This is a genomic window from Bacillus sp. TCT6, assembly GCF_056033845.1.
Genome location: NZ_JBVYHX010000001.1, coordinates 4,277,959 through 4,290,871, shown reverse-complemented (window position 1 = coordinate 4,290,871; position 12,913 = coordinate 4,277,959). Strand labels below are relative to the sequence as shown.

Here is a 12,913-nt window from a genome sequence, read left to right as displayed (position 1 = left end):
ACAAGCCATTACATGGTATGATTAGTACATTGTTAGTTGTTAAATATAGGGGAATTCCCTTTTTATACATAATGCCTTCCATTTCATAAACGGAACGGACAAAAAAAGAGATATAACTAGGAGGCTTTTTTGCATGGATTCTATCCTGACGATCGTTATCATTGTAGTAAGCTCTATTCTAGTGCTGCTCATGATAGAGCTTGTGATAAGAAATCGTTCATATAAAGATATTGAAGCACTGGAGCAGTGGAAACAAGAGATAAAAGATAAACCTGTGGCAGATGAACTAAAACGGGTAAAAGATTTAAACATGACGGGTCAAACAGAAGAACTGTTTGGTAAATGGCGTGAAGAATGGGATGAAATTGTATCAACAACCCTTCCGAAAGCTGACAAAGATTTAGCGCAAGCGCGAAAATTCGCCTCGCAATTCTCCTTCCGAAAAGCAAAGCATGCGATGAACGAATCCATAAGTGGTTTAGATGACGCTGATAATCGTATTACAGGTGTTTTAAATGAATTACAGCAATTGTTAGAAAGCCATGAGAAAAATAGCTCGGAAATTGAAGGGTTACGTGATACATATCGTAGTATGAAAAAGAGTGTTCTTGCTCATAGACATATGTATGGGGCAGCAGAGCAGAAAATCGAAGAGATGCTAGACGCTGAATCTAATAAATTTAAAAGTTTTGAAGAAGCAACAGATAATGGTGACTACTTAAAAGCGAGAGAAATTGTTATTAGTTTAGAAGAAGGTTTAGCTGGTTTAGAAATCATTATTCACCAAATTCCAGATTTATTAGTAGAGTGTCAAGCGACGCTACCAGTTCAACTGGAAGATTTATTACAGGGTCATAATGATATGGTAAGACAAGGTTATGTATTAGAGTATTTGGAAGTCCCTAAAGAAGTTCGTGATATGACGACACAACTAAACACATGTTTAATGGATATACAGGAGCTTCATATAACAGAAGCGGCTGAAAAAGTGGAAGACTTAAAAACTCGTTTAGATGGTTTCTATGATCAACTTGAGCAAGAGGTACATGCGAGACATTATGTGGAGCAAAAAACACTTTCTGTTTATGAAGACTTAGAAGAAATGCGTATCGAAACGATTGAAACGAAAACAGAAACACAACTTGTTAAACAAAGCTATCAATTGCAAGATAAGGATATTGAGTCTCAAAAAGTAATTGAAAAGCAAATGCACATTTTAACGAAACGTTTTGAAATGCTACAATTACGCGTTGCTGAACAAGATATTGCCTTCTCTATTATTCGTGAGGAATTAGAAGAGGTTTATGAGCAATGTGAAACGTTAAAAATACTTCATGCAGAATATAAAGAAATGCTGCAAACGATGCGTAAAGAAGAATTTGAAGCGCGTGAGAAGTTACAAGAAATGCGAAATACTATTTTCGAAACGAAACGCTTTATGCAAAAGTCGAATTTGCCAGGTCTTCCAGAGAGTATTATGGAAGATTTAAAAAGAGGGCAAATGGCAATGCAAGCTGTATATGAACAATTAGAAGTGAAGCCGTTAAATATGAACGCTGTAAATAGCAGTTTAGAAGAAGCATACACAACTGTGAACGGTGTAGCTGAAATGACAGAAGAGTTAATTGGACAAGCGTATTTAGTTGAAAAATTAATTCAATACGGTAACCGTTACCGCAGTCATGATGAGAGCCTTGCAGAAAGCTTAAATTATGCGGAGAAATTATTCCGTGAATATCAATACGATGCAGCTTTAGAACAAGCGGCTTCTGTACTAGAGCAACTTGAACCTGGTGTTGTTCAAAAAATAGCTGAATATGTAGACAATGAACAAACCCTTTCATAAAAGGGTTTGTTTTTTTGTGTAATTTTGCAGACGATGTTGCTATAATGAATAGCGGAATACAGTAAGGTTATTCGTTTCAAAATAAAGTGAAACTGTAATCAGTGGGGGGGATTCATCCTCCACTGATTACTAGTTGAACCAATCGGGCATTTACGGGCAGTTGATCTCCTACCTAACTTCTTTGCTCTAGTTGAACTTTGAGGTGAGAGTCTTACTGCCCGTTAATGCGGGGTAAAGTGAAACTGTAATCAGTGGGGGTATCTCACTAATTATTATTATTCACTAATCGGGATAAAACGGAACCTTTGCGTAGTCTTAGCGTAATGACACGTATTTATGATATGATTATATGATGTGATAGCGCTGAAAGGGGAAGAACGATGATCTATTTTGATAATAGTGCGACGACGAAGCCATATCCAGAAGCTCTTCAATCGTACGTGACGGTTGCTGGGAAATATTTTGGTAATCCTTCTTCTATTCATTCGCTTGGAGGAGAGGCAGAGCGTCTATTAACACAATCAAGAACGATTGCAGCGCAGCTTCTTCACGTTAAACCTTCTGAAATTATTTTCACATCAGGTGGAACGGAAGGGAACAACCTTGCGATTAAAGGGATAGCGATGAGGAATCGTTCGCGCGGCAAACATATCATTACAACAAATATTGAACACGCGTCTGTGTTTGAGGCATATAAGCAATTAGAAGAACTCGGATTTGATGTAACATATTTACCGGTTAACGAGCATGGTGTTGTATCGGTAGAGGATGTAAAACGAGCACTTCGTGAAGATACGATTCTTGTATCAATTATTCATGTGAACAACGAAACTGGAGCAATTCAGCCCGTTGCTGAAATTGGAACGTTATTATCGAATCATCCGAAAATAAGATTCCATGTAGATCATGTACAAGGGATAGGAAAAGTACCGCTTGATTTATATGCTTCTCATATTGATCTTTGCTCAATATCTGGACATAAATTCCACAGTGTAAAAGGAACGGGTCTTCTTTATATACGTGATGGCGTAAGATTAGATCCGATTTTATCAGGTGGTCAACAAGAGCTTAAGTATCGCTCTGGTACAGAGAATTTACCTGGCATTGTAGCGATGGTGAAAGCACTTCGCATGACAATGGAACAAGTGAAAGAAAAGGTAGCTCATTTGCAAGGTTTACAAGCGGAGCTTGTTAGCTTCTTTAAAGAGATGGAAGATGTGACGATTAATACATCGCTTGCATATGCAGCACCGCACATTTTAAATGTATCATTTGTTGGTTTAAAACCAGAAGTAGTCGTTCATGCTTTAGAAGAACACGGTGTATATGTGTCAACGAAATCAGCTTGTTCTTCAAAAGCAAATGAAGTAAGCAGAGTGTTAGTGTCGATGGGAGTGCCGCATGCAGCAGCTGCAAGCGCTATTCGTATTAGTTTGGCACCAGATAACACGATGGAAGAAGTAAAACAATTTGAAGGTATTGTAAAAGAGACAATGCCAAAATTATATGAAGTGATGAGGTAAAGAAATATGATGACATATGAATATATTTTAGTGCGTTACGGAGAAATGACGACAAAAGGTAAGAACCGTTCTAAATTTGTAAGCACATTAAAAGATAACGTGAAGTTCAAACTGAAAAAGTTCCCAAACATTAAAATTGATGCAACGCATGACCGTATGTACATCCAGTTAAACGGTGAAGATCATGAGGCAATCTCTGAAAGATTGAAAGACGTATTTGGTATTCATAAGTTTAACTTAGCGATGAAAGTACCATCAGAATTAGAAGACATTAAAAAAGGTGCATTAGCAGCTTTCTTACAAGTAAAAGATGATGTGAAAACATTTAAAATTACAGTGCATCGTTCTGATAAGCGCTTCCCAATGAAGACGATGGAGTTACTTCCAGAAATCGGTGGGCACATTTTAGAAAATACAGAGGATATAACAGTAGATGTTCATAATCCAGATGTGAATGTACGTATAGAAATTCGCAGTGGTTATAGTTATATTATGTGTGGTGAGCACATGGGAGCTGGCGGTTTACCAGTTGGCGTTGGTGGAAAAGTAATGGTACTTCTTTCTGGTGGTATTGATAGCCCGGTAGCAGCGTACTTAACGATGAAACGCGGCGTATCTGTGGAAGCAGTTCACTTCCATAGCCCACCTTTCACAAGTGAGCGTGCAAAACAAAAAGTAATCGATTTAGCACAAGGGTTAACGAAATATTGTAAACGTGTAACGCTGCACCTTGTTCCGTTTACAGAAGTGCAAAAAACGATTAATAAAGAAATCCCATCTAGCTATTCAATGACGGTTATGCGCCGTATGATGATGCGTATTACAGAGCAGATTGCTGAGGAGCGTAACGCACTTGCAATTACGACTGGTGAAAGTCTTGGACAAGTAGCAAGCCAAACATTAGATAGCATGCATACGATTAACGAAGTAACAAACTACCCAGTTATTCGTCCGCTTATTACGATGGATAAATTAGAAATTATTAAAATTGCTGAAGAAATCGGCACGTATGATATTTCAATTCGTCCATACGAAGATTGCTGTACAGTATTCACACCAGCTAGCCCGGCGACGAAGCCGAAGCGTGAAAAAGCAAATCGATTTGAAGCGAAATACGATTTCACACCGTTAATCGAAGAAGCTGTAGCGAACAAAGAAACAATGGTATTACAAACGGTTGAAGTAGTGGCGGAAGAAGAAAAATTTGAAGAACTTTTCTAAAACCATAAATTACCATATCTAAAACGTGTATGAAGTCATATTGTTTATCACACTCTATACTCACAAGGAGGTGATACAACATGTCACGTAGCACAAATAAATTAGCGGTTCCTGGTGCTGAATCAGCATTAGACCAAATGAAATACGAAATCGCTCAAGAGTTTGGTGTTCAACTTGGAGCTGATGCAACAGCTCGCGCTAACGGTTCTGTTGGTGGTGAAATCACTAAACGTCTAGTTTCACTAGCTGAGCAACAATTAGGCGGTTACCAAAAATAATCCCATATGATGGCTTAGAAAGAGCGGGTTCTCTCGCTCTTTCTTTTTGTTGTTCATATTAGTATAAATTCATTTCGACAAAAGCATAAAAAAATTGTCAAAAGAAGAGGGTTCAAAATTTACTGAAAATTCTTTATTATATAAGGGAGGCATAAAGAAAAAGGAGGATGTTTATGAAGAGAGAGGAATTGTTGGCACCACCATCTTATAATTTAGTTTCAGAAATAGAGAAATATACAGACGATAAAGAGAAGCTTGCTTTAATTTGGCAAGATGATAAAGGGAATAGACGAGAAGTTACATATTTTGAATTAATGCAAGGTGCAAATAAAATTGGAAACGCTTTTATAAAAAGTGGCTTACAAAAAGGGGACAAGCTCCTTATTATGATGCCGCGTTTAATTGAAGCGTACATGACGTATATCGCTGCGATTAAAGCAGGATTTGTCGTAATTCCAAGTTCGGAAATGTTGCGTAAAAAAGATATCGAATATCGAATTGGACATGGCGAAGTAAAAGCGATAGTAAGCTATGAGCCGTACATTGGACAGTTTGATGATATAGAAGCAATGGAATCTCTTCAAAAATTCGTCCTGAGCGAGCAGTCAGTAGACGGATGGATCAATTTAAAAACAGCATTAGAAACAGAAAGTGACATGTTAGAAATGGCGAAAACAGATAAAGAAGATATGGTCTTTTTATCTTACACGTCAGGGACGACAGGAAACCCGAAAGGTGTCGTTCATACTCACGCGTGGGCATACGCTCATTTACGTACAAGCGCCCCGAATTGGCTCGGAATTGAAGAGAATGATGTTGTATGGGCAACGGCTAGTCCAGGGTGGCAAAAGTGGATTTGGAGCCCGTTTTTAGCAACTCTCGGTTCAGGGGCAACAGGATTTGTGTACAACGGCAAGTTTGAACCGAAAACGTATTTAAATTTATTAGACGATAATAAGGTGAATGTGCTTTGTTGTACACCGACTGAGTATAGATTAATGGCAAAGGTAGAAGATTTAAGCCAGTACAATTTAGAGGCGTTACATAGCGCTGTATCCGCAGGTGAGCCGTTAAATAGAGAAGTTATTGGAACGTTCCAAAAGCACTTTGATATTACAGTAAGAGACGGCTATGGGCAAACGGAAAATACACTACTTGTTGGTGTAATGAAAGGGATGGATATTAGACCAGGATCAATGGGGAAACCAACGCCAGGTAACCACGTCGATATCGTAAATGAGGAAGGTATTCCAGTTAAAGTAGGCGAAGTTGGTGATATTGCAGTTCACATTGAAACGCCGGCACTCTTTAAACAATATTATAAAGACGATGAGCGTACAGCGATGCAATTCCGCGGTGATTATTATATTACAGGTGATAAAGCGAAGAAAGATGAAGATGGCTACTTCTGGTTTGAAGGGCGTGGTGATGATATCATTATTAGCTCTGGTTATACAATCGGGCCGTTTGAAGTAGAGGATGCGCTTGTAAAACATCCTTACGTAAGAGAATGTGCGGTTGTCGCAAGTCCTGATGAAATTCGAGGAAGTGTCGTGAAGGCATTTATCGTATTAAGAGAGAATATAGAAAAGAACGAAGAAACATTAATTCCAACACTCCAACAACACGTCAAAGAACTCACTGCACCATATAAATACCCTCGCAAAATTGAATTTGTAGATGAACTACCAAAAACGATTTCTGGAAAAATTCGCCGTATTGAACTTAGAAAACAAGAGATGGAGATTCCGTCAAAATAATTTTGAAAACAGTGAAGTAAATAGTTGAATGAAATGCAAAACAATGATAATATAAAAACGAACACAAGTTCGATTTTATAAACTTAAAAAAGAGGTGTCCGTATGATTTTAGGTATTAATCCGTACTTAGTTTTAGATGGTAGTGGGCAAGAAGCTGTACAGTTTTATAAAGAGGCTTTAGATGCAAAAGTAGAAGTCATGCAAACTTTTGGTGACATGCCTGAAAATCCAGAATACCCGATTCCAGCTGAAGCGAAAGAGCGCGTTTTACACGCTACTTTAAAAGTTGGTAATACGGATCTTATGATTTCTGATACATTCCCAGGTCAAGGGCATGCAATCGGATCTCAAGTAACAATCGCAATTCAAATTAGTAATGCAGAAAAAGCAAAAGAAGTATTCGATAAGTTACAAGAAGGTGGAGAGGTTATCATGCCACTTCAAGAAACATTCTGGAGCCCAGCATACGGACAAGTAAAAGATAAATTTAATATTGAATGGCAAGTTACAACGTCTACTACTGAACAAAAGTAATTTTTAGAAAAGCACCATGTTTTGAAATGGTGCTTTTTTTTATACAATAAAATAAAGGAGATGGGATATATGAGAGAAATTTGGTATGGCGGCATCATTTACACAATGCGAGAAAAGAATGAAAAAGTAGAAGCTATTTATGTTGAAAATGGCATAATCGTTGATGCTGGGAGTAAGGAAGAATTAGAAAGTAGATATTCAAACGTTAAGTTGCAGGACCTAAAAGGAAAAACAATGATTCCGGGTCTCGTTGATAGCCATATGCATCTTATTGGGCATGGGGAGAGATTACTCCGTCTAGATTTATCAAATTGTACATCTTATGGTGAAGTGCTTACTCTTGTTCAGAAGCGAGTGGAAGAAGCACCAAAGGGATCTTGGGTTATTGGAGAAGGGTGGAATGAAAATAACTTTACAGATACGAAAGATGTTCATGCGCGTGATTTAGATGAAATTTCGAAAGAACATCCCATTTTATTAAAGCGAGTTTGTCATCACGTTACATGGGTGAATTCATACATATTGCAAGAAGCGAACATAACAGAAGCGACGCAAAATCCAAAAGGCGGGAAAATTGGCAGGGATTCATCAAATAAGTTAACAGGACTTTTATATGAACAAGGGCAAGAATTAATTAAACACGTTCAGCCAGAAATTGATGAAGCTTATTTACAAAGAGCTCTGCAAACAGCGATTAAAGATTGTTGGCAATATGGACTTGTTGGCGGGCATACGGAAGATTTAAATTACTATGGTGGCTTTAGAAAAACGCATAATGCGTTTTCTCACGTTATAAAAGAAATGCCATTTAAAGCACATTTGCTCGTTCATCATGAAGTAGCACAAGAACGAAAAGAATATGAAAATGAACATTATATTGAATTTGGGGCAATGAAAATTTTTTCTGACGGTTCTTTTGGCGGAAGAACAGCATTATTAAGTGAACCGTATGAAGATGCGAAGGAAACGAATGGGGTTGCAATTTTCTCACGTGAAGAACTTGCAGAATTAGTGAAGAAAGCACGAGACTTACATATGCCAGTTGCGATTCATACTATCGGTGACTTATCGCTTGAATATGTCATTAATGCACTCGAATTATATCCACCAGCAAAAGGGTTACGTGACCGTATTATTCATTGTCAGCTTGCTCGTGAAGAGTTGATTGAAAGAATGAAAAACTTGTCGGCTATTATCGATATACAGCCGGTCTTTCTTTCCTCAGATTTCCCGTCAGTCATTGAAAAACTAGGCGAGCGTCGTCTTCGTTATGCATACGCTTGGAAGACGTTACTGGAAGCAGGATTACGCTGCAACGGTGGGTCTGACGCACCAATTGAACAAGTGAATCCATTTTTAGGCATATATAGCGCTGTTACACGTAGAAGTTTTATTGACGATGTATGCTATATGCCTGAGGAAAGATTAACGGTATATGAGGCTGTTTCTCTATTTACAACAGGAAGTGCCTATGCAATCGGAAAAGAAGCGAAGCGAGGGCAAATTATAAAAGGATATGAAGCAGACTTTACGATATTAGACCGTAATATTTTTGAAATTGAGGCAGAAGAAATGAAAGAAGTACAAGCAGAAATGACCGTAATAGATGGCCAAGTTGTCTATAGAAAAGGTATGTAAAAATATATGAGCGATTATTGAAATATATCGACTTACCGACAAAAATAGCAACTAATAGTTAGAGAAATAAACAACCGCAGAATTATGGAATTCCATAATTCTGCGGTTATTTTAATTCTATAAAAACGTTCTTTGTACTTTTTCCCAGAAAGAGTTGTTTTTTAATTTAACTGTTTTAATTTGTTTATCGCTTAAGCGTACAACAGCTTTTTCCACTTGTTTAATGCTAAGCGCTTCGTTATCCATGCCGATAACAGGATAATCGTTACCGTCTGGTCTTAGTTTTAAAGTTAATGTACGTTCGTGATTTAAAATGAACGGTGAACCGAGCGTACGGTAAGTGTTGTTGTTTAAAGATGCTAGTTCGCTTACTTGGAAACATGGAATAAGTGGGTCAACAACTGCACCATGCAATGATTTATTGTAAGCTGTACTTCCTGTTGGGGTAGAAACTACTAAACCGTCCCCTCTAAATGTTTCGAAGTATAAATCATCAACGTGAACATCTACAACGAATGTTTTAATAATGCTAGAACGTAATGAGAATTCATTTAAACAATAGAAAGATGTACCATGATCTACATCTACCTGAATTGTTGGATATTTGCGCACTTCAATTTCATTTTTTGTAATTTCTTGAAGGGCTGTATCAATGTGATCAATGTGAAAATCGCAGTAGAACGAAGTTTCATCTTTCGTAGAAATCCCTGCGTATAAGCAATCTTCTCTAAAACCAGTTTTACGAACGGCTTGTAAGAAGGTTGCATCATCTCCAACACTGACGATAGCGTTTGCATTTTTTGGATGATCTAATATGGTAAATCCATTCTCTTCTAAAATACGATAGATTGGTTTCATTTTTTCAACGAGCGTTGCTTTGTCATCACCATAAAAGAAAAATAAATTGCGACGATCTGCCATTATGTATCCCTCCACTGCAGTTAAATTTTCTGTTTTTCGTGCTGCATATCATTAGAGTCCGTTCCCTGATGATATGTTCAAATAATATATTTCGATATAAATTGTCAAAATACCTTTTTATTTTTAGAAAAATTTTTATATTCAATCTTATAAAACTCTGTTTAACGATGAATAAACTTGTCGATAATGGGTATGGAGTGAAAGGATGATACGTATGAAGTGGCTCGTAATTGGAATAATAATTCTTCTCCTTTTTATTTTGCTTATACTATTGTCGAAAATATCGCTTAAGGTGACATTTTTATATTCAGAAATGGAAAAGCAATGTTTATTTCAAGTGAAAATATGGATGATTCGATATACATTTGATGTGTTGGAAAGAATTGAAAAACAGCAGAAAAAGACAGGACAGAAAATCGAAAAAGCTGAAGAGGACGGCGGACTAGATAATAAAATTATGGCGCAACTTGACAGTATTGGGGAACTGATAAAAAGGCTTCAAAAAGTTCATACTATCGTTAAAGATTTTCTCAAACGAGTGAAAATCAATGGTTGGAAATGGCATACGCAAATTGGAGCAGGCGACGCAGCTAGTACTGGAATTGTCACTGGATATGCATGGGGGACAAAAGGTATGGCTGCTGGAGTTGTCGGACAATATATGCATATTGTCGATGTACCAGAATTTGAAATTACTCCTGTTTTTCAAGGGAAGGGATTTGCATCAAGATGCGAGTTAACAGCATCTTTTCGTATATTCCGCACTATAAAAACAGCGATGAAATTGCTCATATTTATGAGGCAGCAAAAATCTGGTATGACAGAAAAATCTGTTCAAGCATAGGGGGATATAGAATGGACCATCCAATTCAAGGTTTAATGACAACAGCAATGCAGCATTTAAAACAAATGACTGATGTAAATACAATTGTTGGTGACCCAATTAAAGCGGCAGATGGAAGTGTAATTCTTACTGTTTCGAAAGTAAGTTTCGGATTTGCTGCTGGTGGAAGTGAATTTGGTAGAGTAGAACATTCAGGCCGTCATCCATTTGGCGGGGGAAGTGGTGGAGGAGTTTCTATTAATCCTGTTGCCTTTCTTGTTATAAACGGAGATGGTGTGAAAGTATTGCACTTAGATAAACAAACACACGTCATCGATAAAATAATTGAATTAGCGCCACAAGCTGTTGATAAAGTGAAAGAAATGATGGATAAACGAAAAGAAGATGATCCTGAATTTCAAATTTAACGAATAAAGAAGCTAATCAATAGGTTAGCTTCTTTTATTTTTTTGTAAATAAAGCGATTTTATTTGCATTATCGATAGGGACAAACTATCATTTACATTGTACATATTTTGTTTAAATAAGGGAGGATTTTCAAGTGGCAAACGTAACTTTTAAAGGTAATCCAATGACTTTAGTTGGAACAGAAGTTAAAGTTGGCGATCAAGCGCCAAACTTCCAAGTATTAGCAAACGACTTATCTCCAGTAAGTTTAGAAACATACAAAGGCGAAGTAAAATTAATTAGTGTTGTACCTTCAATCGACACAGGTGTGTGTGATGCACAAACACGTCGTTTTAACCAAGATGCAGCAGGTATTGAAAACGCGAGAGTATTAACAATTAGCGCTGATTTACCATTCGCTCAAAAACGCTGGTGTGCAGCAAACGGTTTAGAAAATGTTGTAACACTTTCTGACCACCGTGACCTTTCATTCGGTGAAGCTTACGGCTTAGTAATGAAAGAACTTCGTTTACTTGCTCGTGCAGTATTCGTAGTAGATAGCAATGACAAAGTAGTTTACGTAGAATACGTAGGCGAAGGTACAAGCCATCCAAACTATGAAGCAGCATTAGAAGCAGCTAAATCTGCAAAGTAATGTGAAGGAAATGACCTCTTATAAAGAGGTCGTTTTTTCTCATATATCGCTGCGTAATGTTGCCGATATATGAGAAAAAACGTTATATCATATATAACTTGAGAGGGAGCTCTTTACAGGAGGTCGCTTTTTCTTTTTGGAAAAAATCACTTTGTGGTATGATATAAGTTATGTGTAAAAGAGAGAAGGAGGAATGTACGTGAGTCAGACAGTGGAAACATTATTTTCTATTTTTGATTCTTCTGCGGTAGTTTTACGTAAAGAATTAGATGTGACATATTTAGAGGCGCTTGTAGAAACAGGTGATAACTTGTTTGAGGGAGCAATTTTACAAGAGGAATTATCCGAATCGGCAATTGAAAGGCTGAATCGTGAATATAGTACGTTTAATGAAGAAACATATAAAGGTGAAGAAATTCGTAAAGCATTTCAGTTAGCCATCTTAAAAGGAATGAAAGAAGGCGTACAAGCGAATCATGAAATGACGCCTGATGCAGTTGGGATGTTCATGAGTTACTTATTCCATAAATTTATGCAAGGTCAAAACGAAATTACAGTTTTAGATCCTGCAATTGGAACAGGAAATTTAATGACTACAGTGTTTAATAGCGCCAAAGAAGGACTAACAATGAGTGGATTTGGTGTAGAAGTGGATGAAGTGCTAATTAAACTTGCTTTAGTAAATGCAAATTTACAGAAGCATGCAATCGAATTCTTCCATCAAGATGGACTAGCACCACTTTATATCGATCCAGTTGATGCAGTCGTTTCAGACTTACCGATTGGTTACTATCCAAACGAAATCGGTGCCAGTGAATATAAATTAAAAGCAGATGAAGGAATGTCGTATGCTCATCACTTATTTATTGAACAAAGTGTGAAACATACGAAAGAGGGCGGGTACTTATTTTTCTTAGTACCAAACTTCATTTTTGAAAGTGACCAGGCACCAAAATTACATGCATTTATTAAAGAAACATGCTTTATTCAAGGGTTATTACAGCTTCCTGTTTCCATGTTTAAAAACGAGAAAAATGCAAAAAGTATATTTGTTCTCCAAAAGAAAGGCTCTAATGTAACAATGCCAAAACAGGCGTTATTAGTGGAGTTGCCTAAATTCTCTAACATGAAGGCGATGGAGAACATTATGGATCAATTAAATACTTGGTTTGCAACACATAAATAAAGCTGGGTATATGTAACAGAGTTAGTGATTCATGTAGTACAGTTTTATATAATATGTCATATTTTTAAATATATACTAGATTTAACTGAATTTTTTTGAAATCTGTAATATATATTTTTT

12 protein-coding genes are annotated in these 12,913 nt (G+C 37.0%); 11 read left to right on the top strand and 1 reads right to left on the bottom strand.

What is annotated here, in order from left to right; all coding sequences use genetic code 11:
* The first annotated feature begins 133 nt into the window (after positions 1-133).
* The 7 genes from ezrA (at position 134) to AC0ONG_RS21870 (ending at position 8,800) form a co-directional block, all read left to right on the top strand.
* Positions 134-1,846, top strand: coding sequence for a septation ring formation regulator EzrA (gene ezrA, locus AC0ONG_RS21900; RefSeq protein WP_000377316.1), 1,713 nt, complete (start codon positions 134-136; stop codon positions 1,844-1,846).
* A 380-nt stretch (positions 1,847-2,226) separates the two neighbouring features.
* Complete coding sequence (locus AC0ONG_RS21895) at positions 2,227-3,369, top strand: cysteine desulfurase family protein (protein ID WP_000638974.1); 1,143 nt, start codon at positions 2,227-2,229, stop codon at positions 3,367-3,369.
* A 6-nt stretch (positions 3,370-3,375) separates the two neighbouring features.
* Positions 3,376-4,590: a tRNA uracil 4-sulfurtransferase ThiI gene (gene thiI / locus AC0ONG_RS21890; RefSeq protein WP_000989272.1), complete on the top strand. Its 1,215-nt coding sequence runs from the start codon at positions 3,376-3,378 to the stop codon at positions 4,588-4,590.
* Positions 4,591-4,670: 80 nt separating this feature from the next.
* The gene (locus tag AC0ONG_RS21885; RefSeq protein WP_000091640.1) at positions 4,671-4,868 is read left to right on the top strand and encodes an alpha/beta-type small acid-soluble spore protein; all 198 of its coding nucleotides are present in this window, start codon (positions 4,671-4,673) and stop codon (positions 4,866-4,868) included.
* Positions 4,869-5,041: 173 nt separating this feature from the next.
* Positions 5,042-6,628 (top strand): acyl-CoA synthetase MbcS, encoded by a 1,587-nt coding sequence (mbcS, locus tag AC0ONG_RS21880; RefSeq protein ID WP_000817728.1) that lies wholly within the window; start codon positions 5,042-5,044, stop codon positions 6,626-6,628.
* Positions 6,629-6,730: 102 nt separating this feature from the next.
* Positions 6,731-7,162, top strand: coding sequence for a VOC family protein (locus tag AC0ONG_RS21875; RefSeq protein WP_000600350.1), 432 nt, complete (start codon positions 6,731-6,733; stop codon positions 7,160-7,162).
* Between the two features lie 69 nt (positions 7,163-7,231).
* A complete protein-coding gene (locus AC0ONG_RS21870; RefSeq protein ID WP_474204033.1) occupies positions 7,232-8,800 on the top strand; it encodes an amidohydrolase in 1,569 nt (522 codons plus the stop codon).
* Between the two features lie 117 nt (positions 8,801-8,917).
* Here AC0ONG_RS21870 and AC0ONG_RS21865 read toward each other — a convergent pair whose 3' ends face one another.
* Positions 8,918-9,721 carry an NAD kinase gene (locus AC0ONG_RS21865; protein ID WP_000785183.1) on the bottom strand — a complete coding sequence of 268 codons (804 nt, stop codon included), beginning with the start codon at positions 9,719-9,721 and terminating at the stop codon, positions 8,918-8,920.
* A gap of 205 nt (positions 9,722-9,926) precedes the next feature.
* On the opposite strand from AC0ONG_RS21865, the gene AC0ONG_RS21860 reads away from it, so the two are divergent.
* From AC0ONG_RS21860 to AC0ONG_RS21845, 4 genes are all read left to right on the top strand, one after another.
* Positions 9,927-10,565 (top strand): DUF2953 domain-containing protein, encoded by a 639-nt coding sequence (locus AC0ONG_RS21860; RefSeq protein WP_000620652.1) that lies wholly within the window; start codon positions 9,927-9,929, stop codon positions 10,563-10,565.
* A gap of 11 nt (positions 10,566-10,576) precedes the next feature.
* Positions 10,577-10,972: a GerW family sporulation protein gene (ytfJ, locus tag AC0ONG_RS21855; protein WP_000350007.1), complete on the top strand. Its 396-nt coding sequence runs from the start codon at positions 10,577-10,579 to the stop codon at positions 10,970-10,972.
* A 134-nt stretch (positions 10,973-11,106) separates the two neighbouring features.
* Positions 11,107-11,607, top strand: coding sequence for a thiol peroxidase (gene tpx, locus AC0ONG_RS21850; protein ID WP_000024531.1), 501 nt, complete (start codon positions 11,107-11,109; stop codon positions 11,605-11,607).
* 199 nt (positions 11,608-11,806) lie between these two features.
* Complete coding sequence (locus tag AC0ONG_RS21845) at positions 11,807-12,793, top strand: class I SAM-dependent methyltransferase (RefSeq protein WP_000084365.1); 987 nt, start codon at positions 11,807-11,809, stop codon at positions 12,791-12,793.
* Positions 12,794-12,913 lie beyond the last annotated feature (120 nt).